The organism is Streptomyces sp. NPDC047853, from assembly GCF_043204535.1.
Lineage (GTDB): Bacteria > Actinomycetota > Actinomycetes > Streptomycetales > Streptomycetaceae > Streptomyces.
The window spans coordinates 58,237-83,602 of the sequence record NZ_JBIDCI010000013.1 but is presented as its reverse complement, the minus strand read 5'-3'; the positions used below and the strand labels follow the sequence as shown (position 1 = coordinate 83,602).

Below are 25,366 nucleotides of genomic sequence, written 5' to 3'. Positions count from 1 at the left end.
AGCCGTACTAGACAACCGTATAAGACATCCGTACAGTCGCCGTCATGACAACGACCCCGCCCCGCGCCGGCCGTCGCGAATGGATCGCGCTGACCGTCCTGATGCTTCCGCTCCTGCTGGTCTCGATGGACGTCTCCGTCCTCTACTTCGCGATCCCGCAGATCAGCGCCGACCTGGAGCCGAGCGGCACCCAACAGCTGTGGATCTTCGACATCTACGGCTTCGTCCTGGCCGGCCTGCTGATGACCATGGGCTCACTGGGCGACCGCATCGGCCGCCGCAGGCTGCTGCTCATCGGTGCGGCGGCCTTCGGCGCCGCCTCGCTCCTCGCGGCCTACGCGCACACCGCCGAGACCCTGATCGCGGCCCGCGCGGTCCTCGGCATCGGCGGCGCCACGCTGATGCCGACCACGATGGCGCTGGTCCGCACGATGTTCACCGACCCCACCCAGCGGGCCAGGGCGATCGGCCTGTGGTCCGGGGTGATGACGGCCGGGATCGCCCTCGGCTCGGTGATGAGCGGCGTGCTCGTCGAGCACTTCTGGTGGGGCTCGGTCTTCCTGGTCAACCTGCCCGCGATGGCCCTGCTCCTGATCCTCGGACCGGTGCTGCTCCCCGAGTCGAAGAACCCCTCCCCCGGCCGCTTCGACCTGCTGAGCGTCCCCCTGTCGCTGGCCGCGGTCCTGCCCGTGATCTACGGCCTGAAGGAACTGGCCGCCGAGGGCTGGAACGTCCGCTACGTCGTCTCCATCACCGTCGGCCTGCTGTTCGCGGCGCTGTTCGTGCAGCGGCAGCGCACCTCGGCCTCGCCGATGATCTCCCCGGCCCTCTTCCGCGGGCACGGCTTCACCCCGGCGCTCGTCCTCAACACCGTGTCGGCCCTCGGCATGATGGGCTCGGCGTTCTTCACCACCCAGTACCTCCAGTCGGTCCTCGGCAAGAGTTCGCTGGAGGCCGCGCTGTGGAGCCTGCTGCCGTCGGTCCTCATCGGCGCCGCCGCGCCGGTCGCCGCACACCTGGTCCAGCGGGGCGTCGAGCGCGCGTACGTGGTGACGTCCGGCTTCCTCGTCGCGGCGGCCGGTTACGGACTGCTGGCCCTGGCCGGCACGGACTCGCTGTGGCTGGTGCTGGCGGCGTGCGGGGTCCTGGCGGCCGGCATCGTCATCGTGATGTCCCAGCTCACCGATCTGGCCCTGAGTTCGGCCCCGGTCGAGAAGGCCGGGTCCGCGTCCTCGCTGCTGGAGACCGGCACCGAGTTCGGCGGTGCCCTGGGCATGGCGGCCCTCGGCTCCATCGGTACGGCCCTGTACCGCCACGGCATGCCGGCCGACGCGCCCGCTCCGGCGCGGGAGACCCTGGGCGGCGCCCTGGCCGTCGCGGCCGAGACGCCGGGGCGCGCGGGAGACGCCCTGGCGACGGCGGCGCGCGAGGCGTTCACCGACGGGATGCGCGGCGCCGCGCTCGCGGCGGGGCTGCTGCTCCTGGTGGCAGCGGGGCTGGCCGCGATGGGCCTGCGGCACATCCGGGTGCGCCCGGAAGTGGCAACGGAGAACGCCGGACAGGCTGAGTCACTCAACCCGTCCGGCGTGTAGGGACGAGCCCGTTCAGGGCGAACGGGGGTCCGGGGGCGTCAGCCCCCGGGCACGGTCCCTCAGACCAGGTTCACCGACCGGGCCGACGTCGCGCCGATCTCCGCGGCGACCTCGGCGAGCACCCCGGTGGGCACCGTGTCGTCGACGGTCAGGACGGCCAGCGCCTCGCCGCCCACCGTGGCGCGGGCGACCTGCATGCCGGCGATGTTGATACCGGCCTCGCCGATCACGCGGCCCACGGTGCCGACGACGCCGGGACGGTCCTCGTAGCGCAGGACCAACATGTGGTCGGCGAGGGCGAGGTCCACGTCGTATTCGCCGACGGCGACGATCTTCTGGAGGTGCTTCGGGCCGGCCAGCGTGCCGGAGACCGACACCTCCTCGCCGTCCGAGAGGGTGCCGCGGACCGTGACGACGTTGCGGTGCTCCGGGGACTCCGAGCTGGTGGTCAGCCGGACCTCGACACCGCGCTCCTGCGCGAAGAGCGGGGCGTTGACGTAGGAGACGGTCTCGTCGACGACGTCCTCGAAGACGCCCTTGAGGGCGGAGAGCTCCAGCACCTTGACGTCGTGCTGGGTGATCTCGCCGTAGACCTCGACGTCGAGGCGGACGGCGACCTCACCGGCGAGCGCGGTGAAGATGCGGCCGAGGCGCTCGGCGAGCGGCAGGCCGGGCTTGACGTCCTCGGCGATGACACCGCCCTGCACGTTCACCGCGTCGGGGACCAGCTCGCCGGCGAGGGCGAGGCGGACCGACTTGGCGACGGCGATGCCGGCCTTCTCCTGGGCCTCGTCGGTGGAGGCGCCGAGGTGCGGGGTGGCGACGACCTGGTCGAACTCGAAGAGCGGCGAGTCGGTGCAGGGCTCCTTGGCGTACACGTCGAGGCCGGCACCGGCGACGCGGCCCTCCTTGAGCGCCGAGTACAGCGCCTCCTCGTCGACGATGCCGCCGCGCGCGGCGTTGACGATGCGGACGCTCGGCTTGACCTTGCGCAGCGCCTCGTCGCCGATCAGACCGAGGGTCTCGGGGGTCTTCGGGAGGTGGACGGTGATGAAGTCGGAGACCTCGAGCAGCTCGTCCAGCGTCAGGACCTTCACGCCCATCTGCGCGGCCCGCGCGGGCTGCACGTAGGGGTCGTAGGCGACGACCTTCATGCCGAAGGCCGACATGCGCTGCGCGACCAGGGCGCCGATGCGACCCAGGCCCACGACACCGAGGGTCTTCTCGGCCAGCTCGACACCCGTGTACTTGCTGCGCTTCCACTCGCCGTTCTTCAGCGCGGCGTTGGCCTGCGGGATGTTGCGGGCGGTGGCGACGAGGAGGCCGCAGGCCAGCTCGGCGGCGGTCACGATGTTGGAGGTCGGGGCGTTGACCACCATCACGCCGGCCTTGGTGGCGGCGGAGACGTCCACGTTGTCCAGACCGACACCGGCGCGGGCGACGACCTTGAGCTTCTTCGCGGCGGCGATGGCCTCGGCGTCGACCTTGGTCGCGGAGCGGACCAGGATCGCGTCCACGTCGGCGATGGCGGGGAGCAGTTCGGCCCGGTCCGCGCCGTTGCACTGGCGGATCTCGAAGTCGGGGCCAAGCGCGTCCACGGTCGCGGGCGACAGCTCTTCAGCGATGAGTACGACGGGTTTCGAGCTCACGTGAGTCCTCACAAGTCCATTGCGGACGGCCGTCCCGACGGCCGCAGGCGGTGGAGGTTGGCTACCGCGTGGAAGACGCACGACGCTGTGGGCCTGACGCGTATGTTGGGCAGCAGTCTAGTGGCGTGACGGGGGTCGTCCTGCGCCTCTTCGGAAGGATCACCCGTCCGTGGCTGGACGGGTTGGACAACGCCGTCGTGCACGACGTTACCCCGGGTTCGCCGAAGGGGCCGGAGCGGGTTGCTCCGGCCCCTTCGGGCGGGCGGCTTACGCCTCCTCGTCGACCCAGCTCATCAGCTTGCGCAGCTGCTTGCCGGTGGTCTCCAGCAGGTGCTCGGAGTCCTGCTGCTTGTACTCGTTGTACTTCTTCAGACCGCCGTGGTACTCGTCCATCCAGTTCTTGGCGAAGGTGCCGTCCTGGATCTCGGCGAGGACCTTCTTCATCTCGGCCTTGGTGGCGTCGGTGATGATCCGCGGGCCGGTGACGTAGTCGCCCCACTCGGCGGTCTCGGAGATCGACCAGCGCATCTTCTCCAGGCCGCCCTCGTACATGAGGTCCACGATCAGCTTCAGCTCGTGCAGGCACTCGAAGTAGGCGATCTCCGGCTGGTAACCGGCCTCGGTCAGCGTCTCGAAGCCCGCCTTGACCAGGGCGGCGGTGCCGCCGCACAGCACGGCCTGCTCGCCGAAGAGGTCGGTCTCGGTCTCCTCGGTGAAGGTCGTCTTGATGACGCCGGCGCGGGTGCCGCCGATGCCCTTCGCGTACGACAGGGCCAGCGCGAAGGCGTTGCCCGAGGCGTCCTGCTCGACGGCCGCGATACAGGGGACGCCGCGGCCCTCCTCGTACTGCCGGCGCACCAGGTGGCCCGGGCCCTTGGGGGCGACCATGCAGACGTCCACGCCGGCCGGGGGCTTGATGAAGCCGAAGCGGATGTTCAGGCCGTGACCGAAGAACAGCGCGTCGCCGTCCTTCAGGTTGTCCTTGATGTGCTCCTCGTAGACCTGGGCCTGGATCGGGTCCGGGACGAGGATCATGATGACGTCGGCCTCGGCGGCGGCCTCGGACGGGCTCACCACGCGCAGGCCCTGCTCCTCGGCCTTGGCCTTGGACTTGGAGCCCTCGTGCAGACCGACGCGCACGTCGACGCCGGAGTCGCGCAGCGACAGGGCGTGGGCGTGGCCCTGGCTGCCGTAGCCGATGACCGCGACCTTGCGGCCCTGGATGATGGACAGGTCGGCATCGGCGTCGTAGAACAGCTCGGCCACTGGGTTCTCTCCTTGTGTGCGGGTGTTGCGTCCCACCGTATGCCGGTGGGGGGAAGGGAAGTTTCGGGGTCTCGGCATGCGGGCGGCCGGTGGTGTCCACGGCCGCCCGTTTCCGTCGTTATGCGGACCGGTCGAGTGCGCGCAGCGAGCGGTCCGTGATCGAACGGGCACCGCGGCCGATGGCGATCGTGCCGGACTGGACGAGCTCCTTGATGCCGTACGGTTCCAGCATCCTGAGCATCGCGGACAGCTTGTCGCTGCTGCCGGTGGCCTCGATGGTGACGGCCTCCGGGGAGACGTCGACGGTCTTGGCGCGGAAGAGCTGGACGATCTCGACGATCTGGGAGCGCGTCTCGTTGTCGGAGCGCACCTTCACCAGGACGAGTTCACGCTGGACGGCGTGGGCCGGCTCCAGCTCGACGATCTTCAACACCTCGACCAGCTTGTTGAGCTGCTTGGTGACCTGCTCCAGCGGCAGCTCCTCCACGCCCACGACGATGGTGATGCGGGAGATGTCGGGGTGCTCGGTGACGCCCACCGCGAGCGAGTCGATGTTGAAGCCGCGGCGGGAGAAGAGGGCGGCGATCCGGGCGAGGATGCCCGGCTTGTTCTCCACCAGGACGGAGAGCGTGTGCTTGGACATGGGCTGCTTCCTTTACGGCTCTCAGTCGTCTTCGTTGTCGCCGAAGTCGGGGCGGACGTCCCGGGCGGCCAGGATCTCGTCGTTGGAGGTGCCGGCGGCGACCATCGGCCAGACCATCGCGTCCTCGTGGACGATGAAGTCGACGACGACGGGACGGTCGTTGACGGAGTTCGCCTCCTCGATGACCTTGTCGAGGTCGGCGGGGTCCTCGCAGCGGATGGCGTAGCAGCCCATGGCCTCCGACAGCTTCACGAAGTCGGGGATGCGGGTGCCGCGGGCCGCCGGGTCGACGTCCTCGGGGCCGGAGTGCAGGACCGTGTTGGAGTAGCGCTGGTTGTAGAACAGGGTCTGCCACTGGCGGACCATCCCGAGGGCGCCGTTGTTGATGATGGCGACCTTGATCGGGATGTTGTTCAGGGCGCAGGTGGCCAGTTCCTGATTGGTCATCTGGAAGCAGCCGTCGCCGTCGATCGCCCAGACGGTCTGCCCGGGTGCGCCGGCCTTGGCGCCCATGGCGGCGGGGACGGCGTAGCCCATGGTCCCGGCGCCGCCGGAGTTGAGCCAGGTGGCGGGCTTGTCGTACTGGATGAAGTGCGCGGCCCACATCTGGTGCTGGCCGACGCCCGCGGTGAAGACGGTGTTCTCGGGGGCCAGCTGCCCGATCCGCTCGATGACCTGCTGCGGGGAGAGCGAACCGTCCTCGGGCTGGTCGTAGCCGAGGGGGTAGGTGTCGCGCCAGCGGCTGAGGTCCTTCCACCAGGCGCTGTAGTCGCCCCGGACGCCCTCGGCGTGCTCCTTCTGGACGGCCTGGACCAGGTCGGCGATGACCTCGCGGGCGTCGCCCACGATCGGCACGTCGGCGGCGCGGTTCTTGCCGATCTCGGCCGGGTCGATGTCGGCGTGGACGATCTTGGCGTGCGGGGCGAAGCTGTCCAGCTTGCCGGTGACGCGGTCGTCGAAGCGGGCGCCGAGGGCGACGATCAGGTCGGCCTTCTGCAGCGCGGTGACGGCGGTGACCGCACCGTGCATGCCCGGCATCCCCACGTGCAGCGGGTGGCTGTCGGGGAACGCGCCGAGCGCCATCAGGGTGGTGGTGACGGGCGCGCCGGTGAGTTCGGCAAGGACCTTCAGCTCGGCGGTGGCCCGGGCCTTGAGGACGCCGCCGCCGACGTAGAGGACCGGCCGCTTCGCGGCGGTGATCAGCTTGGCGGCCTCGCGGATCTGCTTGGCGTGCGGCTTGGTCACCGGGCGGTAGCCGGGCAGGTCCATGACCGGCGGCCAGGAGAACGTCGTCTTCGCCTGGAGGGCGTCCTTGGCGATGTCGACGAGGACCGGGCCGGGGCGGCCGGTGGAGGCGATGTGGAAGGCCTGCGCGATCACGCGGGGGATGTCGTCGGCCTTGGTGACCAGGAAGTTGTGCTTGGTGATCGGCATGCTGATGCCGACGATGTCCGCCTCCTGGAAGGCGTCCGTGCCGATGGCCGAGGAGGCCACCTGCCCGGTGATGGCGACCATCGGCACCGAGTCCATGTGGGCGTCGGCGAGCGGGGTGACCAGGTTGGTGGCGCCGGGTCCCGAGGTCGCCATGCAGACGCCGACCTTTCCGGTGGCCTGGGCGTACCCCTCGGCCGCGTGGCCGGCGCCCTGCTCGTGCCGGACCAGGACGTGGCGGACCTTGGTGGAGTCCATCAGCGGGTCGTACGCCGGGAGGATGCAACCGCCGGGAATGCCGAATACCGTGTCGGCGCCCACCTCCTCGAGCGAGCGGATGAGGGACTGCGCACCCGTGACGTGCTCGGGGGCGGACTGTCCTCCGGAACGGGGCCGCGGCTGCGGGTGAGGGGCCCCGGTGGCCTGCTCGGTCATCGGCATTCTCTTCTCGATGCTGAGGGTGGTGATGCTGGGGTTCTGCGGTGTTTCGGGCGGTGCGTGACTGCCGCCCGGCGGCACTGGTGCAACAAAAAACCCCTCGTGCCATAAGGCAAGCGAGGGGAGCGCGCCGGGTGTGGGTCGCTGGGAGTCCGGGTCGGTCCGGACATCACCAGCTCAGCCGACGCGCTTTCCAAGTACGAGAATTCGGGTGCGCATGGCACTGACCCTCCCCCCGGCACGCACCCACTGTCAAGTGGGTGGGACGGGAGTCTCATCATGTGAACGGAGGGTCGTGCCACCACCCAGAACGGCCGGCAGGCCCGCCGTGACCCCGCCCGCGAAGGCCGGCTCGGCCGGCCCGTGCGGTACCGAGTAGTGGCCGGTGCCGAGCGCCCTGCGCAGCCGGTACTCGTCCAGTGGCCCGGAGAACGCCATGCCCTGCCCGTGGGTGCAGCCCATCGCGCGCAGGGCGACGATCTGCTCGGGCAGGTCCACCCCGTCGGCCACGGACTTCAGTCCGAGGTCGGTGGCGATGCGCAGCAGACCACTGGTGATCTTGTGCAGTCGGGCCGACTCGACCACGCCCTCGACCAGGCCCCGGTCGAGCTTGAGGATGTCCACCGGGAGACGCCGGAGCGCGGTGATCGCCGCGTACCCGCTGCCGAAGCCGTCCAGGGCGATGCGGACCCCCACCCTTCGCAGGGCGTTCAGCCTGCGGTCCAGCTCGTCCATGCCGACCCGTGGATCAATGTCCGACAGCTCGATCACAAGAGAGCCCGGAGGCAGTCCGTGCCGGGTCAGCAGGGCCTCCACGGAGCCGAGCGGCAGGGAGCGGTCCAGCAGCCGGCGGGCGCCGATGCGTATGGCCACCGCCACGGGGAGGCCGGCTGCCGCGCGGTCGGCGGCCTGCTCCACGGCCTCCTGGAGCACCCAGCGGTCCAGTTCGGCCGTCTTGTCGCCCTCGTCGGCCACCCGCAGGAACTCGGCGGGCGTGAACAGCACCCCCTGCGAGGAGCGCCAACGTGCCTGGGCGCAGACCGAGGAGATCCGGCCGTCCGTCAGGGAGACCACCGGCTGGTGCAGCAGCGCGAACTCGCCGTCGTGCAGCGCGGCCCGCAGGCGGGTGGCCAGCTCGGCCTTGCGCACGACGTCCTGCTGCATCTGCGGCCGGTACAGCTCGACGCGCCCCTTGCCGCCCGCCTTGGCGCGGTACATCGCGAGGTCGGCGTTGCGCAGCAGCTCCCCCGCGCCGAGGCCCGGCTCGGCGAAGGCGACCCCGATGGAGGCGTTGACACGGACATCGTTGCCGTCGATGAGATAGGGCTGCGAGAGGGTGAGCCGCAGCCGGTCGGCGAGTTCCATGATGTGGCCCTCGCGTGCGGTGCGGTCCCGGGCGCCGTCACCGACGATCAGGGCCGCGAACTCGTCGCCGCCGAGCCGGGAGGCGGTGTCCCCCTTGCGGACGGCCTCGTGGAGTCTGCGGGCCGCCTGGACGAGCAGCTCGTCCCCGGCCTGGTGCCCGATCGTGTCGTTGACGGCCTTGAAGCCGTCGAGGTCGATGAAGAGCACCGCCGTACCGCGCAGGGCGGCGCCCCGGTCCGAGGCGCGGCGGCCGGACAGGGCCTGCTGGACGCGCCGGGTGAACAGGGCGCGGTTGGGCAGGTCGGTCAGCGGGTCGTGTTCGGCGTTGTGCTGGAGCTGCGCCTGGAGGCGCACTCTCTCCGTGACGTCCCGGCTGTTGAAGATGAGGCCGCCGTGGTGGCGGTTGACGGTGGACTCGACGTTGAGCCAGCCGCCGTCGCCGGAGCGGAAGCGGCACTCGATGCGCGTGGTGGGCTCCTCGACCGGGTTGGCGGCCAGGAAGCGGCGCACCTCGTGCACCACGCAGCCGAGGTCCTCCGGGTGGATGAGCCCGGCCAGTTCGCCGCCCACCAGCTCTTCCGCGGGGCGTCCGTAGACCCCGGCGGCGGCCGGCGAGACGTAGCGGAGGATGCCGTTGGGCGCGGCGATCATGATGACGTCGCTGGAGCCCTGCACCAGGGAGCGGAAGTGGTTCTCCTTCTGGGCCAGTTCCTGGGTGAGGGTGATGTTGTCGAGCAGCATGATGCCCTGGCGCACGACGAGCGCGAGCACCACGGTGCCGCCGGTCAGCAGCACCACGCGGTCGACGCTGCGCCCGTTGAGCACGTTGTAGAGGATGCCCAGGGTGCAGACCGCGGCGGCGAGGTACGGCGTGAGCGCGGCCAGGGAGCCCGCGATGGGCCGGGCGGTCGGATAGCGGCCGCGCTCCCCCGCGGACGGCGAGGGCAGGGACGTCGGCGCGGGCAGGGACGCGGGCGGCTGGTGCGCGGCGGAACGGGGGTGGTGCCCGGTGTCGCGCTGGCCGGGCACGTGCTCGCGCACCACGCGGGTGTGGCCGCCGGACCCCTCGTCGCCCGCGGTCCGTCCGCGCCGGGACGCGGCCCAGGGGGCGTACGCGAGCAGCAGGGACCCGGCGAACCAGCCCGCGTCGAGCAACTGGCCGGACCGGTAGCTGCTCTGCATCAGCGGCGAGGTGAACAGGGCGTCGCACATCACGGTGAGCGCGAGCGCGCCGATGGCGGTGTTGATGGCCGACCTGCCGACCGGCGACCGCCTGAAGTGCAGGGCGAGCACCATGCTGACGAGGGCGATGTCGAGCAGGGGGTACGCCACCGAGAGCGCGCCGTGCGCCACGCTGGAACCGCCCCCGGCCTTCGCCGCCTGGGCGAGCGCCAGGCTCCACGCCAGCGTCAGCAGGGAACCGCCGATCAGCCAGGCGTCCAGTCCCAGGCAGATCCAGCCGGCCTTGGTCACCGGCCGCTTGGCCAGCACCAGCAGCCCCACGATGGCGGGCGGCGCGAAGCACAGGAAGAACAGGTCGGCGTAGCTGGGGCTGGGGACGGGCTGCCGCAGGACGACCTCGTACCACCCCCACACCAGGTTGCCCAGGGACGCCATCGCCGAGGAGAGGGCGAACAGCAGCCACGCGGGCCGGAAGCGGACGCGGCGCCCGCGCGCGTAGAGGAAGCAGGAGACGGCGGCGGCGCCCGCCGCGGCGCTCAGCCCGAAGTCGCCCATGATCTTGGCGACGTGGTCCGAACCCCAGCCGAGCGCGGACCCGACGGCGTAGGCCGCGCAGACCAGGGCCAGCACGAGCTGGCGGACGAGGGCCGGCCGGCCGACGGTGGCGGACGGCCGGGGCGGCAGCAGGCCGGGCGGGGGCTGCGTCCGCAGCCGTCCGTCCAGCGTGGGCATGGGGGACGGCGGCGGGCTCACGTCGGCCCCCCGGTCCATGCCGCTTCCGTGGCGCGCGGGCGGTGGACCGGCCGGGCCCGGCTCCCGCGGCTCCGCCGATGCGGGTGAGGGTCGCGTTGACCGTGATGGCCGCCGTGGTGGCCGGGGCGGCCACGTCTGTGCGCCGTCGTGGTCGTGCGCCAGGGTCGCCGGCGGCGGCTCCGCCGCGTCGGGTCGTTCGTCCATAGGCCGTGCATCGCCCGTCGCCCCCCTCACAGTTGAGATGTTCATCCCCGGCGCCGAACGGTCGCGGCGCATCCCCTGTCGGACGATACACCAGGATCGTCACTCAGGGACATAGGTTCTCTACGCTCCGTGACGACCAGGGAATATGCGGGTACCCACCGCGCCCGAAAGGTTGCGGAGGGTACCGGAACCGGATCAGGCGCCTGTCGTCAGGATCACGTTGCGCAGCGGCTCCTGGTTCACGAACCGGGTCAACTGGTCCACCAGCAGCCGCTTCGCGCGCGGCAGGAACGCCGAGGTCGGCCCTCCGGCGTGCGGGCTGACGAGTACGCCGGGAGCCTGCCACAGGGGATGGCCCGGCGGCAGCGGTTCGGGGTCGGTCACGTCGAGGGCGGCGGTCAACCGCCCGCTCTCCAGTTCGGTGAGCAACGCCTTCGTGTCGACGACGGGGCCCCGGGCGACGTTGACGAGCAGGGCTCCGTCCTTCATCCGGGCCAGGAAGTCCGCGTCGGCCAGACCCCGGGTGGCCTCGGTGAGCGGCGTGGAGAGGATCACGACGTCCGCGTCCGGGAGGAGGGCCGGGAGTTCGGTGAGCGGGTGCACCGGGCCGCGCGCCGTGGTGCGGGCGGAGCGCGCGACGCGCACCACCGGCGCGACCTCGAACGGCACGAGCCGGTCCTCGATCGCTGCGCCGATCGATCCGTAGCCGACGATGAGCACCTTCCGGTCGGCGAGCGCGGGCCGGAACCCGCCGAGCCACTCGCCCCGGTCCTGGGCCCGGACGAAGTCGGGAACGCCCCGCAGCGACGCCAGTATCAGGGTCAGGGTGAGTTCCGCGGTGCTGGCCTCGTGCACGCCGCGCGCGTTGCACAGCCGTACGCCCGCGGGCAGGTGCTTCAGTCCGGGCTCCACGTGGTCGATCCCGGCGGAGAGGGTCTGGACGACCTGGACGGAGCGCATCCCGGGCAGCGGACGCACGCCGATCCCGCTGGGCTTCATGTAGGGGACGACGTAGTACGCGCAGTCGGCCGGGTCGGCGGGGAAGGCCTCCTCGCCGTTCCAGAAGCGGTAGGCGGGGCCCTCGGGGAGGCCCTCGATCTCGTCCGGCGGGATGGGCAGCCACACGTCAGCAGTCATGGTCAGGAGGCTATGTCAGGGGCGCGAAAGGCCAGAGGTTAGGTTGGGTGGCCTGACGAGGGAGGGTCACGACCAGGTGGAGCGCAGGACGATCGGCGCGACGGCGCTCGCGGTGGGGGCCGTCGGACTGGGGTGCATGCCGATGAGCTGGGCCTACAGCGCGTCGCGGCAGCGGGGGGACCAGTCGATCAGGGCGGTGCACCGGGCCCTGGACCTGGGCGTCTCCCTGCTGGACACCGCGGACATGTACGGCCCGTTCACCAACGAGCTGCTGCTGGGGCGGGTACTGAAGGAGCGGCGGTCCGACGCCTTCGTGTCGACCAAGGTCGGTCTGCTCGTGGGCGACCAGCACATCGTGGCCAACGGCCGCCCGGGATATGTGCGGCGCGCCTGCGACGCCTCGCTGCGCCGGTTGCAGACGGACGTCATCGACCTCTACCAACTGCACCGCGCCGACCCCGAGATACCCGTCGAGGAGACCTGGGGCGCCATGGCGGAGCTGGTGCGGGCCGGCAAGGTGCGGGCGCTCGGGCTCTGCGCGGTCGGCGCGCGGTCGGCCCGGCGCCCGGGGGCGCGGCTGCACGACGCGACGGTCCGGCAGCTGGAGCGGGTGCAGCAGGTCTTCCCGGTGAGTGCGGTCGAGGCCGAACTGTCGGTGTGGTCGCCGGAGGCGCTGCGGACGCTGCTGCCGTGGTGCGTCTCGCGCGGTGTCGGTTTCCTCGCCGCGATGCCGCTGGGCAACGGCTTCCTGACCGGCACCCTCACCCCCGGCCAGGGCTTCGAACCGGAGGACCTGCGGGCCCGGCACCCCCGTTTCACCGCCGAGATGATGGCCGCCAACCAGCCGATCGTGGCCGGACTGCGCCGGATCGCCGCCCGGCACGGCGACGGGGTGACGCCGGCGCAGGTGGCGCTGGCCTGGGTGCTGGCGCAGGGACGGCACGTGGTGCCGGTGCCGGGGACCAAGCGTGATCACTGGGTGACCGAGAACGCGGGGGCCGCGGAGCTGCTGCTGACCGAGCAGGATCTCGCGGAGGTGGGCCGGCTGCCCGCGGCTCAGGGGTCGTGGGAGTGAGGCGCACGGTCGTGCGGTGCCGGGCCGGCCGGTTCGGACTTCGCCGATCGGGAACTCGGCGGGCGCGTCGGGGGTATGACAGGGAGAACCCGCCGCGTCGAAGGGAACAAGATCGTGCCACGTCGAGCCTTGCCGACCGCGTTGGCCACCGCCGCCCTGCTGTGGGCGGCCGGTTGCTCCTCCGACGACGGGGAGGCGCCGGGCGCCGAGGGCGCTTCCTCGCCCAGCAGTACGACGGCGCGGTCCTCGCCCTCGGGCTCGGCCACCGAGGAGACCCCGCCCGCGAAGGGTTCCGTGAAGGTGACCCGTACGGTCGCCACGGGGCTGCGCAGTCCCTGGGGTCTGGCTCCGCTGCCGGGCGGTGGGCTGCTGGTCTCCTCCCGCGACGAGGCCACGCTCACGCGGGTGGACGAGAAGACGGGCGAGAAGACCGAGCTGGGCGAGGTGCCCGGGGTCTCCGCGTCCGGCGAGGGCGGCCTCCTCGGCATCGCCCTCTCCCCGGACTACGCCTCGGACCGGATGGTCTACGCGTACTTCACCTCGGCCTCGGACAACCGCATCGTGCGCATGCGGTACGACGAGGAGAAGCCGGCCGGTGAGCAGCTGAGCGCGCCGGACACGGTCTTCCGGGGCATCCCCAAGGGCGTCATCCACAACGGCGGCCGGATCGCCTTCGGCCCCGACAAGATGCTCTACGCGGGCACGGGCGAGAGCGGCGACACCGGCCTGTCCCAGGACAAGGAGTCGCTGGGCGGCAAGATCCTGCGGATGACGCCGGACGGCGAACCGGCGCCCGGCAACCCCTTCCCCGACTCCACGGTGTACTCCTACGGGCACCGGAACGTGCAGGGGCTGGCCTGGGACGACAAGCAGCGGCTCTTCGCCGCCGAGTTCGGCCAGGACACCTGGGACGAGCTGAACGCGATCAGTCCGGGCGCCAACTACGGCTGGCCCGAGGCCGAGGGTGAGGGCGGCGGCTCCGGGTTCCGTGACCCGCTCGCCCAGTGGAGCACCGACGAGGCCTCGCCCAGCGGTGTCGCGTACGCCGAGGGGTCCGCCTGGATGGCCGGGCTGCGCGGTGAGCGGCTGTGGCGCGTGCCGCTGAAGGGCACGGAGGCCGCGGCCGACCCGCAGGCCTTCCTCGACGGCGAGTACGGCCGGCTGCGCACGGTGGCGCCCGCGGGCGGCGGCAAGTTGTGGCTGGTGACCAGCAACACGGACGGCCGGGGCGACGCCAAGGGCGACGACGACCGGATCCTGGAGCTGGAGGTCCGGTAGGCCGCGCCGCTCAGTCCTCGTCGCCCTGGGCGTCGCCCCCGGTGTCCGCGGGCCGCGGCGGGTGGACGACGACCTTTCCCGAGGTGAGGTCTATCGGGCCGTGGCCGGGGTCGCCGTCGCCGACGTCCTCGCGGGTCAGTTCCAGCCGGTTCTGCTCGTCGCGGGTGTGCTTGCGGCCGGGGGAGAACAGCTCCTCGAATGCGTTGAACACCAAGCCTCCGTCGGTCGGCGTCCCTCCAGCGTAGACCTCACGGCGCGGAACGGGACGTGAGCCGCTGCGCCGGGAACAGCGCCAGCCGGTGGGCCACCGCCGCCGCCTCGCCGCGCCCGGAGACGCCGAGCTTGGCCAGGATGTGGGAGACGTGGACGCTGGCCGTCTTCGGGGAGATGAAGAGCTCCTCCGCTATCTGGCGGTTGGTGCGCCCCTCGGAGACCAGGCGCAGGACGTCGCGCTCCCGGCCGGTGAGTCCGAGGGCCTCGGCCGGGTCGGCGGGGGCGGCGGGACCGGTCGTGCGGCCGAGGGTGAGGCGGGCGCGCTGGGCGAGCAGGCCGACCGCGTCGGTGAGGGGACGGGCCCCGAGGTGTTCGGCGACGGCGCGGGCCAGGCGGAGCAGTTCCACGGCGCGGGAGCGCTCGTCCTCGCCGCCGGTGTCCAGCAGGGCGGCGGCCAGCCGGTGCCGGACGCGGGCGAGCTCGTAGGGCCGCTCCAGCCGTTCGAAGGCGGCGACCGCCTCCGCCCACGTGTCGGGGGTGTCCCGGCCCTCGGCACGGCGGAGTTCGGCGCGGACCCACTTGTCGTGGGCGAGCCAGGTGGGGGCGCCGGTGGTGAGTGCCTTGGCGGCCCGGGCGATGCGGTCGAGTGCCTCGCCGCGCCCCTCCTCGGCGGCCGGCAGTCCACGGGCGTCGGCCTCGGCCTCGGCGGCGGACAGCAGCAGGGGCCAGCCGTAGCGCTGGGTGCCGGGCGGGAAGCCGGCACCCAGGGCCCGGTCCAGCTCGGCCCGGGCGTCGAGGACGCGGCCCTCGGCGGCGGCGAGGCTGAGCGTGAGGGTGGCCAGCGGCAGACGGTACTGCGGCATGGTGTCGTGGGTGCCGTAGGCGGCGCGGGCCTCGGCGAGCTGCCGGGCGGTCCCGGCCGTCTCGCCCCGGGCGAGCGCGACGGCGGCCCGGCGGAGGGCGGCACCGGCGCGCGGCGCGGCGCTGCGGCCCGGGGCCCCGGAGATCACGGCGGCCTCGACCGCCTCGTCCCAGCGGCCCAGGGAGATGAGCGTCTCGGCGAGATTGCCCCACACGTAGGCCTCGGACTCCAGCAGACCCATCCGCCGGGTCAGTTCGATGCCCTCGCGCAGGATGCCGAGCGCCTCCCCGGAGCGGCCGATGCTCTCCAGGACGGAGGGCAGGTTGATGTGGCTGCGGGCCACCACGGCGGCCCGGCCCTGCGCCACGACCAGGTCTCTCACCTGGTACATCTCCGCGAGTCCCGCGTCGACGTGCCCCGCGTCGACCATCAGGCCGCCGAGGGTGAGCCGGGCGTTCAGCTCGATGTCGTCGGCACCCACCATGCGCGCGTACTCGACGGCCCGCTCCGCGGCGGTCACGGCGTCGGGGCCGGGGGCGTGGAGCATCGACCAGCTGGCGGCCATGGACAGCACCTCGGCGTGCACCTGGGACGGCGGCAGGCCCCGGACCAGCTCCTGGGCGATGCCGAGCTCCCGCCATCCGTCGCCGCGGCCCTGCGCCTGGACCAGCAGGGAACGCTGCGTCCAGAACCAGGCGGCGCGCTGCGGATCGCGACCGCTCGTGCTCGCCCCGGCGCCCGTGTCCTGCTCGTCCTCCAGCAGACGCAGGGCCCGCTTGGCGATCTTCATGGCGCGTTCGCGCTCCCCGCACAGCCGTCCGGCGACGGCGGCCTCGGCCATCAGGTCCAGGTAGCGCAGCGGCTTGGTGGCCGGGTCGCAGCCGCAGGGAGGGTAGACCTCGGTGTAGTCGACGGGGCGCAGCGTGGCGCGTACGGCGTCGGGGGCGGAGTCCCACAGCTCCATCGCCCGCTCCAGCAGCCGCAGTTGCTCGGCGTAGGCGTGCCGGCGGCGGGCCTCGACGGAGGCGTCCAGTACGGCGGGCAGGGCCTTGGCGGGGTCGTGTGCGTGGTACCAGTAGCTGGCCAGGCGCATCACGCGTTCGGCGGCGGGGACCAGGGTGGGGTCGGCGTCGAGGGCCTCGGCGTAGCGGCGGTTGAGGCGGGAGCGTTCGCCGGGGAGCAGGTCGTCGGCGACCGCCTCGCGGACCAGGGAGTGGCGGAAGCGGTAGCCGTCGCCGTCGGGGGCCGGAAGCAGCAGGTTGGCGTTGACGGCGGCGCGCAGTGCCTCGATGAGGTCGTCCTCGGCGAGCCGGGCGACGGCGGCGAGCAGCCGGTACTCCACGGTGGAGCCGCCCTCGGCGACGATCCGGGCGACCCGCTGCGCGCTCTCGGGGAGCGCTTCGACCCGCACCAGGAGCAGGTCGCGCAGGGAGTCGGTGAGGCCGGCGCAGCAGCCCTCGTGGGCGGCGACGGCGAGCTCCTCGACGAAGAAGGCGTTGCCGTCGGAGCGGTCGAAGATCTCGTCGACCTGGAGCGGGTCGGGTTCCCGGTCGAGGATGCCGGCGACCTGGCGCCCCACCTCCTCCCGCGTGAAGCGGCCGAGTTCCACGCGGCGGACGGTGCGCAGCCGGTCGAGTTCGGCGAGCAGGGGACGCAGGGGGTGCCGGCGGTGGATGTCGTCGGAGCGGTAGGTGGCCAGGACGACGAGGCGGCCGGCCCGCAGGGTGCGGACGAGGTAGGCGATCAGGTGGCGGGTGGAGGCGTCGGCCCAGTGCAGGTCCTCCAGGACGAGGACGACGGTGTGCCGGGCGGCGACGCGCTCCAGCAGCCGCGCGGTGAGCTCGAAGAGGCGGGCCGTGCTCTCCTCGTCGTGCCGGCCGCCACCGGTGCCCGGGGCGCTCTCGCCCAGTTCGGGCAGCAGCCGGGCCAGCTCCTCCTCCTGCCCGGCCGCCGCCGCGGCCAGCTCCGCGGGCAGGGCGCGGCGCAGCGCGCGCAGCGCGGTGGAGAAGGGTGCGAAGGGGAGTCCGTCCGCTCCTATCTCGACGCAGCCGCCCAGCGCGACCACGGCGCCCTGCCGGCGGGCGGCGGCGGCGAACTCCTCGACGAGGCGGGTCTTGCCCACCCCCGCCTCGCCGCCGAGCAGCAGCGCCTGCGGCTCTCCCCCGGCGTCGGACGCGGCGGTGGCCCCGCCGCGGGCGCGGGCGAGCGCGTCGTGCAACGTGTCCAGTTCGCCGGCGCGGCCGACGAACACGGGACTGACGGACCTGGTCTCCACGGACCCGAGCATCGCACGCGGGTACGACAGCGCGGCGGGCTTTTCCGGGAGGGGTGCGACGGACGGAACGACGGCGGGGAGGGCGGCCGTGCGGCCGCCCTCCCCGGTCCCCCCGTTCACGCGGCCCGGGTGAACCCGGGCCGGCGCAGCCGCGGCGTATGGCTCTCCACCGGGGCGGCGTCGCGGCGGGCTGCCCGGCGGGCGGCGCGCCGGGCGCGGACGGCCTGGCGGACCAGCCGGGCCTCGTCGGCGCGGCGGATCAGTTCGGCGGAACGGGCCTGCTGGATCTCGTACTCGAACATGGTGTGCCCCTCGGTGTGAGTCGGTGTCCGCATCGCTTGCTGCGATGTCTCAACCTTCGTCTCCCAGGGGGGTCCGCCACATCGGGCAAGTTCCGCATCTTCGGGCGGGGGGCGGGGCCTTAGACGTGCGTGAGGGGTCTTAGGGCACCGGTGTGCGCGCACACCGGTGCCCTAAGACCCCTCGGGGACCGCGGGGCGTCAGCCCACGGACGGCACGCTCAGCATGACGTCGGTGTACTTGAGCACGGCCAGGATCAGGCCGATCACGCCCAGCGCGACGCCGGCCCAGGAGACCGACTTGATCCACGCGGCCTGCGGCCTGCCGGGCACGCCGAACGCGGGCCGGACCAGCACCACGACGCCGACGATCAGCGCGATCAGCGCGAAGACGCCGCCCCAGAGCGCGGTGGCCTGCCAGGCCTCGCCGTAGCCCTTCTCCAGCATGGTCTGGACGTTCGAGGACGAGGTCGTCTCCAGCTGGCCGAAGACCGACTCGCGGGCGGAGGCGACGGTGCCGACCCAGCTGCCGGTCAGCGACACGATGCCGAGCCCCGCGGAGACCACGGCGCCCGCGCCCTGGCCGACACCGGTGGCGCCCTGGTCGACGGCGGCACCGGGGGCGGCGGCGTCGAGGTCCGCGTCGTCGGTGCTCTCACCGGTTCCGTCGGTGACCTCGGTGTCGGCGGTGTCCGGGGTGTCCGCGGTCTCGTTCCGGGCGGCGTCGCCGTCGGCCGCGGTTCCGGGCCCGGTGGTCTCGGGAGACTCCGTGGCCTCGCCCGTCTTGTCCTTGTCGGTCTTCACGCCGGTCTCGTCCACTGTCTTCGTTCCCATGCCTCGCACCGTACGGACGCTGTCTGAGAGGTCCCTTAATGATCCTTGTGAGCGGCACGCGCGCGTGCCTCACGTGCCGCACGCCACTCGGGTGCGAGCACCGCCCACACCTCCGTGTCCTGGCGGGCCCCCCGGTAGGGGAAGCTCTCGCGCAACACACCCTCCCGCATCATGCCGAGTCGCCGGGCGGCGTTGACACTCGGGGTGTTGGCCGAGGACGCGTGCCACTCGACGCGGTGCATGCCGCGCTCGTCGAAGGCCCAGTCGATCAGGACCCGGGCTCCGCGGGTCACGAGGCCCCGGCCCGTTCCGGCGGGCTCCAGCCAGCAGCCGATCTCGCAGACGCCCGTGGCGGCGTCGAAGACGCGGTAGAGCAGCCCTCCGACGAGCTTGCCGTCCAGCCACAGGCCGTGCAGGAAGCCGCTGTCGGCGGCGTGCCGGTCGGCGTAGGACTGGAGGATCTGCCGGGCGGAGTCGACGTCGGTGGCCGTCGCGCCGAAGGGGATGTGCTCCGTGATGAACTCCCGGCCCCGTTCCAGGTGGGCCAGGAACTCCTCGGCGTGCCAGGTCTCCAGGGGGCGCAGCTCGGCTCCGTCGTCACCCAGTGGTATCGCGTACATCCCGCTGCCGTTCCTCCTCCGCAAGGACGACCGCCGCTTCGGCGTCCGTCGCCGCGGCCAGCCTCTCATGGGCGGTGCGGGCCTCGGGCGGCTCGATGCTGATCCGCGGCAGGAACCGGTCCACCCGGCGCGGCAGCCACCAGTTGGCGCTGCCCAGCAGGTGCATCAGGGCGGGCACCAGGAGCGTGCGCAGGACGAAGGCGTCCAGCGCGACGGCGGCGGCGAGCGCGATGCCGAACATGGCGATCACCCGGTCGCCGCTGAGCACGAAGGCGAGGAACACCGAGATCATGATGACCGCGGCCGAGTTGATCACCCGGCCGGTCTCGGCGAGGCCGACCCGGACGGCCCGGCGGTTGTCGCCGGTCTCCAGCCACTCCTCGTACATCCGGCTGACCAGGAAGACCTGGTAGTCCATGGAGAGCCCGAAGAGCACCGACACCATGATGACGGGCAGGAAGGGTTCGATCGGGCCGGCGCTGCCGAGGCCGAGCAGCTCGCTTCCCCAGCCCCACTGGAAGATCGCGACGACGACGCCGAAGGAGGCGGCGACGGCGGCGACGTTCATCACGGCGGCCTTGACCGGGATGCCCACGGAGCGGAAGGCCAGCAGGAGCAGCAGGCACCCGAGGCCCACGACGACGCCGACGAAGAGGGGAAGCTTGCCCACGATGACGCCGGCGAAGTCGTCGTAGCCGGCCGTCACCCCGCCGACGTGCACGTCGAGGGCGGTGCCGGCCTCGGCCCGCGGCAGCACCTCGGAACGCAGCCGTTCGACGAGGTCGCTGGTCCGCTGGGACTGCGGTGCCGACTCGGGTACGAGGGTGAGGAACGCGGTGTCACCGGCCGAGTCGTACGCCACGGGTGTCACCGAGGAGACGCCCTCGGTGGTGCGCAGCGCGGCGTCGAGGTTGTCCAGGGCGAGCCGGTCCTCCGCCCCGCCGACCTCGGTGACCAGCGTGAGGGGGCCGTTCACACCGGGCCCGAAGCCTTCGGCGAGGAGGTCGTAGGCCTGGCGGGTGGTGGTGCCCTTGGGGTCGTTGCCCTGGTCGGAGGTGCCCAGGCGCAGGTCGAGGGTGGGCAGTGCGAGGACGGTGATGACGACCAGGGCGACGGCGCCGAGCAGCTTGGGCCGGCGTTCGACCAGCGCCGACCAGCGCGCGGCGAAACCGGTCGGCGGCTCGGGCTGCGGCCCGTGCTCGGCGAGGCGCCGCCGCTCGCGCCGGTTGAGGGCGCGCGGGCCGATGTACGACAGCAGCGCCGGGAGCAGGGTGACGGAGGCCGCGACGGTGAGGAGGACGGTCAGCGAGGCGGCGATGGCCACGCCATTGAGGAAGCTGAGCCGCAGGATCAGCATGCCCAGCAGGGCGATGCAAACGGTGGCACCCGCGAAGACGACCGCGCGTCCCGTCGTCGCGACGGCGTTCTCGGCGGCCTCGGCCACCGACAGGCCCCGCTTCAGCCCGCGCCGGTGCCTGGTGACGATGAACAGCGCGTAGTCGATGCCGACGCCGAGTCCGATGAGGGTGCCCAGCATGGGCGCGAAGTCGGCGACGGTCATGACGTGCCCGAGCAGGGTGATCCCCGCGTAGGCGGTGCCGACGGAGATCAGCGCGGTCGCGATGGGCAGCACGGACGCGGCCAGGGAGCCGAAGGCGAGGAAGAGGACGACCGCCGCGACGGCCACTCCGACGGCCTCGGCGAGGTGACCCCGCGGCGCCTCGGTGAGCGCGACGGCGCCGCCGCCGACCTCGACCTGGAGGCCGTCCGTCCCCGCCGCCCGCGCGGCGTCGACCACGGCCCGGGCCTCGGCCGCGTCGACGTCCCGGGAGGCGTCGGCGAAGGTGACGGAGGCGTACGCGGTGTCGTCGTCCGCGCTGATCAGGGGCGAGTCGGGGTCGTCGTACGGGTTGGTGACCGAGGCCACCGAGGGCAGGTCCGCGATGCGGTCCAGGGTGCGGGTCATGGTCTGTTCGACGTCGGCGGCGCGCACGGTGCCGGTCGTCGTGTGCCAGACGATCGTGTCCCTCTCGCCGTCGAGGCCGGGGAAGCCGGAGGCGAGCAGCCGGGAGGCACGGTCCGAGTCGGTGCCGGGGACCCCGTAGTCGTTGGAGTACGCGGAACCCGTGAGCACGGCGGCCGTGGCGGTCCCGAGGAAGGCGACGAGCCAGAGCAGGACGGCGACGAGGCGGCGTCGGACACACCAGCGTGCAAGGGCTGCCACGAACGTGCTCCCAGGTGTCTGATGATGGATCTTTGACCGGGAACAGTCGTTCATGGAGTGAACAGCCCGCAAAGAACGCATGAGCAATGCGACGTCACTCTTTCAGGCAGAAGTGATCGTTTGCGGAGTTCGTGGGCTTATTCACATGGCGGGCATGCCGAAGGGGGATGCATCGTCGCCGATGCATCCCCCTCGGAGCGCCTCAGAGTGCTGGTGTCAGCCCTCGACGCCCAGCTTCTGCAGGATCAGTTCCTTGACGCGGGCCGCGTCGGCCTGACCCCGGGTCGCCTTCATGACCGCGCCGACCAGGGCGCCGGCCGCGGCCACCTTGCCGCCGCGGATCTTGTCCGCGACGCCCGGGTTGTCGGCGATGGCCTCGTCGACGGCGGTGGTCAGCGCGCCCTCGTCGGAGACGACCTTGAGGCCGCGCCGGTCGACGACCTCGTCCGGCGTGCCCTCACCGGCGAGGACGCCCAGGATGACCTGGCGGGCCAGCTTGTCGTTCAGGTCGCCCTTGTTCACCAGCTCGGCGACCCGGGCCACCTGCTCCGGCGTGATCGCCAGCTCGTCCAGCGACTTCTGGGACTCGTTGGCGCTGCGGGCCAGCTCGCCCATCCACCACTTGCGGGCGGACGCCGCGTCCGCGCCGGCGTCGATCGTGGCGACGATCGGGTCCAGCGCGCCGGCGTTGAGGATCGACTGCATGTCGGTGCCGGAGATGCCCCACTCCTCGCGGAGCCGGTTGCGGCGCACCAGCGGCAGCTCGGGCAGGGCGGAGCGGATCTCCTCGACCCACTCGCGCGAGGGGGCCACCGGCACCAGGTCGGGCTCCGGGAAGTACCGGTAGTCCTCGGCCTCCTCCTTCACGCGGCCCGAGGTCGTGGACCCCGTGTCCTCGTGGAAGTGGCGGGTCTCCTGGATGATCGTGCCGCCCGAGGAGAGGACCGCCGCGTGCCGCTGGATCTCGAAGCGGGCCGCGCGCTCGACGGACCGCAGCGAGTTCACGTTCTTCGTCTCGGAGCGGGTGCCGAACTTCTCCCGGCCGTGCGGGCGCAGCGACAGGTTCACGTCGCAGCGCATCTGGCCCATCTCCATGCGGGCCTCGGACACGCCGAGGGCACGGATGAGTTCACGCAGCTCGCGGACGTAGGCCCGCGCGACCTCGGGGGCGCGCTCGCCCGCGCCCTCGATCGGCTTGGTGACGATCTCGATGAGCGGGATGCCGGCGCGGTTGTAGTCGAGGAGGGAGTGCGAGGCGCCGTGGATACGGCCCGTCGCGCCACCGACGTGCGTCGACTTGCCGGTGTCCTCCTCCATGTGGGCGCGCTCGATCTGCACCCGGAAGGTCTCCCCGTCCTCCAGCTGCACGTCGAGGTAGCCGTCGAAGGCGATCGGCTCGTCGTACTGGGAGGTCTGGAAGTTCTTCGGCATGTCCGGATAGAAGTAGTTCTTCCGGGCGAAGCGGCACCACTCGGCGATCTCGCAGTTCAGCGCGAGGCCGATCCGGATCGCGGACTCGACGCCGGTCGCGTTGACGACCGGGAGCGCGCCGGGCATGCCGAGGCAGACCGGGCAGGTCTGGGTGTTCGGGTCGGCGCCCAGCGCGGTCGAGCAGCCGCAGAACATCTTGGTCTTGGTGCCGAGTTCGACATGGACCTCGAGGCCCATGACGGGGTCGTACGACGCCAGAGCGTCCTCGTACGACACCAGGTCGGTCGTGGTGGTCACGGTGAAACTTCCCTCTCAGCCCAGCAGGACGTCGTCGTCGCCCAGCCGCTTCAGCTCGCGGTAGAGGATGGCGAGGCCGGTGGCGATGGCGGCGGCGGACACGGCGGCGTCGATCAGACGGAGCGTGTCGCTCTCGGTGCGGGCGAGCTTCGCCTGCTTGGCGACGCTGAGCGCGCCGAACGCGGTGGTGGCCATGGACAGGTACAGGCCGTTCTTGGACTTCTTGAAGCCCTTGGCCTTCGACAGCTTGCTCACAGCGACGGTGCCTCCTCGATCAGCGGGTGACCCCACTTTTCCACGAAGGCGGCCTCGACGGCGGCGCCGACCTTGTACAGCCGGTCGTCCTTCATGGCGGGGGCGATGATCTGCAGACCCACCGGCAGGTTGTCCTCGGGGGCGAGGCCGCAGGGCAGCGACATGGCCGCGTTGCCCGCCAGGTTGGTGGGGATGGTGCACAGGTCGGCCAGGTACATCGCCATCGGGTCGTCGGCGCGCTCGCCGATCGGGAAGGCGGTGGTCGGGGTCGTCGGGGAGACGATCACGTCGACCTGCTCGAAGGACCGCTCGAACTCCTGCTTGATGAGGGTGCGGACCTTCTGGGCGCTGCCGTAGTACGCGTCGTAGTAGCCGCTCGACAGGGCGTACGTGCCGAGCATGATGCGCCGCTTGACCTCGGGGCCGAAACCGGCCTCGCGGGTCAGGGAGGTGACCTCCTCGGCGGAGTGCGTGCCGTCGTCGCCGACGCGCGCGCCGTAGCGCAGGCCGTCGAAGCGGGCGAGGTTGGAGGAGCACTCCGAGGGGGCGATCAGGTAGTACGCGGAGAGCGCGAGGTCGAAGGACGGGCAGTCCAGCTCGACGATCTCGGCGCCCAGCTCCTTCAGCAGCTCGACGGACTCGTCGAAGCGCTGGATGACACCGGCCTGGTAGCCCTCGCCGCGGAACTGCTTGACGACGCCCACGCGCATCCCGGCGACGCTGCCGTTGCGGGCGGCCTCGACGACGGCGGGGACCGGTGCGTCGATGGAGGTGGAGTCCATCGGGTCGTGCCCGGCGATCACCTCGTGCAGCAGGGCCGCGTCCAGGACCGTGCGGGCGCAGGGGCCGCCCTGGTCGAGGGAGGAGGAGAAGGCCACCATGCCGTAGCGGGAGACGCCGCCGTACGTCGGCTTGACGCCGACCGTGCCGGTGACGGCCGCGGGCTGGCGGATGGAGCCGCCGGTGTCGGTGCCGATGGCGAGCGGCGCCTGGAAGGCGGCCAGGGCCGCGGAGGAGCCGCCGCCGGAGCCGCCGGGGATCCTGGTGAGGTCCCAGGGGTTGCCGGTCGGGCCGTAGGCGCTGTTCTCGGTGCTCGACCCCATGGCGAACTCGTCCATGTTGGTCTTGCCGAGGATGACGACGTCGGCGGCCTTGAGGCGCCGGGTGACGGTCGCGTCGTACGGCGGGATCCAGCCCTCGAGGATCTTCGAACCGACGGTCGTGGGGACGCCCTCGGTGGTGAAGATGTCCTTCAGCGCGAGCGGCACGCCGGCCAGCGGGCCGAGCTTCTCGCCGCGCTCGCGCTTGGCGTCCACGGCGCGGGCCTGCGCGAGCGCGCCCTCGCGGTCGACGTGCAGGAAGGCGTGCACCTTCTCGTCCACGGCCTCGATGCGGGCCAGGTGGGCCTCGGTGACCTCGACGGCGGTCAGCTCGCCGGAGGCGATCTTCGCGGCGATCTCGGCCGCGGTGAGCTTGATGATGTCGCTCATGGCGGTTACTCCTCCCCCAGGATCTGCGGCACCTTGAAACGCTGCTGCTCCTGGGCCGGGGCGCCGGAGAGCGCCTGCTCGGGCGTGAGCGACGGACGGACCTCGTCCGGCCGCATGACGTTCGTCAGCGGGAGCGGGTGCGAGGTCGGCGGTACGTCTTGGTCGGCGACCTCGCTGACGCGGGCGACCGCGCCGATGATGTCGTCCAGCTGTCCCGCGAAGTGCTCGAGCTCTTCGGGCTTCAGCTCCAGACGCGCCAGCCGGGCGAGGTGGGCGACCTCCTCGCGCGTGATGCCAGGCATGCAGCGTTCCTCTGGGGTGAGTGTGTGCGGTTCGGGCCAATCGGCTCGTGCCCAATCCTATGGGGCGCGGTGCCGTGGCCGTTAAACGGTTTCCCCGGGGCGCCTTCCGGGACGACGCGTCCCGGGGCCGGGCGGGCCCATGGACCGGCGGGGGCCGGAGCCGGGCGGGCCCGCGGACCGAGGCAGGCCGGGAGCCAGGCGGGCCCAGCAGGCCGGACGGAGGCCGCAGGCCGGACGGAGGCCGCAGGCCG

The 25,366-nt window shown here is 72.3% G+C and carries 19 protein-coding genes; 3 read left to right on the top strand and 16 right to left on the bottom strand.

Annotated elements, in window-relative coordinates; all coding sequences use genetic code 11:
• Positions 1–44: 44 nt before the first annotated feature.
• Positions 45–1,592, top strand: coding sequence for an MFS transporter (locus ACGF5T_RS23755; protein ID WP_366767330.1), 1,548 nt, complete (start codon positions 45–47; stop codon positions 1,590–1,592).
• A 59-nt stretch (positions 1,593–1,651) separates the two neighbouring features.
• Here the strand turns inward: ACGF5T_RS23755 and serA are convergent, their stop codons facing one another.
• From serA to ACGF5T_RS23725, 6 genes are all read right to left on the bottom strand, one after another.
• Positions 1,652–3,241, bottom strand: coding sequence for a phosphoglycerate dehydrogenase (serA, locus tag ACGF5T_RS23750; protein ID WP_361013062.1), 1,590 nt, complete (start codon positions 3,239–3,241; stop codon positions 1,652–1,654).
• A 267-nt stretch (positions 3,242–3,508) separates the two neighbouring features.
• On the bottom strand, positions 3,509–4,507 hold the full coding sequence (gene ilvC, locus ACGF5T_RS23745) for a ketol-acid reductoisomerase (protein WP_053137487.1): 999 nt from the start codon (positions 4,505–4,507) through the stop codon (positions 3,509–3,511).
• A gap of 118 nt (positions 4,508–4,625) precedes the next feature.
• Positions 4,626–5,150: an acetolactate synthase small subunit gene (gene ilvN / locus ACGF5T_RS23740; protein WP_053137484.1), complete on the bottom strand. Its 525-nt coding sequence runs from the start codon at positions 5,148–5,150 to the stop codon at positions 4,626–4,628.
• A gap of 21 nt (positions 5,151–5,171) precedes the next feature.
• Positions 5,172–7,022, bottom strand: a complete 1,851-nt coding sequence (locus tag ACGF5T_RS23735; protein ID WP_356610508.1) for an acetolactate synthase large subunit — start codon at positions 7,020–7,022, stop codon at positions 5,172–5,174.
• Positions 7,023–7,271: 249 nt separating this feature from the next.
• Positions 7,272–10,337 (bottom strand): putative bifunctional diguanylate cyclase/phosphodiesterase, encoded by a 3,066-nt coding sequence (locus ACGF5T_RS23730; protein ID WP_392889116.1) that lies wholly within the window; start codon positions 10,335–10,337, stop codon positions 7,272–7,274.
• 381 nt (positions 10,338–10,718) lie between these two features.
• A complete protein-coding gene (locus tag ACGF5T_RS23725) occupies positions 10,719–11,660 on the bottom strand; it encodes a 2-hydroxyacid dehydrogenase (RefSeq protein ID WP_361013069.1) in 942 nt (313 codons plus the stop codon).
• Between the two features lie 76 nt (positions 11,661–11,736).
• On the opposite strand from ACGF5T_RS23725, the gene ACGF5T_RS23720 reads away from it, so the two are divergent.
• Positions 11,737–12,735, top strand: a complete 999-nt coding sequence (locus tag ACGF5T_RS23720) for an aldo/keto reductase (RefSeq protein ID WP_356610506.1) — start codon at positions 11,737–11,739, stop codon at positions 12,733–12,735.
• Positions 12,736–12,810: 75 nt separating this feature from the next.
• Positions 12,811–14,013 (top strand): PQQ-dependent sugar dehydrogenase, encoded by a 1,203-nt coding sequence (locus ACGF5T_RS23715; RefSeq protein WP_361013075.1) that lies wholly within the window; start codon positions 12,811–12,813, stop codon positions 14,011–14,013.
• 10 nt (positions 14,014–14,023) lie between these two features.
• On the opposite strand, the gene ACGF5T_RS23710 is transcribed toward ACGF5T_RS23715, so the two are convergent.
• The 10 genes from ACGF5T_RS23710 to gatC all read right to left on the bottom strand — a co-directional run bounded on the left by ACGF5T_RS23710 (position 14,024) and on the right by gatC (position 25,115).
• Entirely contained in the window at positions 14,024–14,224 is a 201-nt protein-coding gene (locus ACGF5T_RS23710) for a DUF6191 domain-containing protein (RefSeq protein ID WP_356610504.1), read from the bottom strand.
• 37 nt (positions 14,225–14,261) lie between these two features.
• Positions 14,262–17,375, bottom strand: coding sequence for an AAA family ATPase (locus ACGF5T_RS23705; protein ID WP_366767357.1), 3,114 nt, complete (start codon positions 17,373–17,375; stop codon positions 14,262–14,264).
• Between the two features lie 104 nt (positions 17,376–17,479).
• On the bottom strand, positions 17,480–17,665 hold the full coding sequence (locus ACGF5T_RS23700) for a hypothetical protein (protein ID WP_356610559.1): 186 nt from the start codon (positions 17,663–17,665) through the stop codon (positions 17,480–17,482).
• Between the two features lie 198 nt (positions 17,666–17,863).
• Complete coding sequence (locus ACGF5T_RS23695) at positions 17,864–18,496, bottom strand: hypothetical protein (RefSeq protein ID WP_356610502.1); 633 nt, start codon at positions 18,494–18,496, stop codon at positions 17,864–17,866.
• A 35-nt stretch (positions 18,497–18,531) separates the two neighbouring features.
• Complete coding sequence (locus ACGF5T_RS23690) at positions 18,532–19,116, bottom strand: GNAT family protein (protein WP_356610501.1); 585 nt, start codon at positions 19,114–19,116, stop codon at positions 18,532–18,534.
• A complete protein-coding gene (locus ACGF5T_RS23685) occupies positions 19,094–21,340 on the bottom strand; it encodes an MMPL family transporter (protein ID WP_366767329.1) in 2,247 nt (748 codons plus the stop codon). The genes ACGF5T_RS23690 and ACGF5T_RS23685 overlap by 23 nt, the downstream gene beginning before the upstream one ends.
• Positions 21,341–21,556: 216 nt before the next feature.
• Entirely contained in the window at positions 21,557–23,068 is a 1,512-nt protein-coding gene (gatB, locus tag ACGF5T_RS23680; protein ID WP_366767328.1) for an Asp-tRNA(Asn)/Glu-tRNA(Gln) amidotransferase subunit GatB, read from the bottom strand.
• A 15-nt stretch (positions 23,069–23,083) separates the two neighbouring features.
• On the bottom strand, positions 23,084–23,323 hold the full coding sequence (locus tag ACGF5T_RS23675) for a hypothetical protein (protein WP_361013082.1): 240 nt from the start codon (positions 23,321–23,323) through the stop codon (positions 23,084–23,086).
• Positions 23,320–24,813 (bottom strand): Asp-tRNA(Asn)/Glu-tRNA(Gln) amidotransferase subunit GatA, encoded by a 1,494-nt coding sequence (gene gatA / locus ACGF5T_RS23670; protein WP_356610497.1) that lies wholly within the window; start codon positions 24,811–24,813, stop codon positions 23,320–23,322. Before gatA ends, ACGF5T_RS23675 begins: the two co-directional genes overlap by 4 nt.
• 5 nt (positions 24,814–24,818) lie before the next feature.
• Positions 24,819–25,115 (bottom strand): Asp-tRNA(Asn)/Glu-tRNA(Gln) amidotransferase subunit GatC, encoded by a 297-nt coding sequence (gene gatC, locus ACGF5T_RS23665; protein ID WP_003973500.1) that lies wholly within the window; start codon positions 25,113–25,115, stop codon positions 24,819–24,821.
• Between the last annotated feature and the right edge of the window lie 251 nt (positions 25,116–25,366).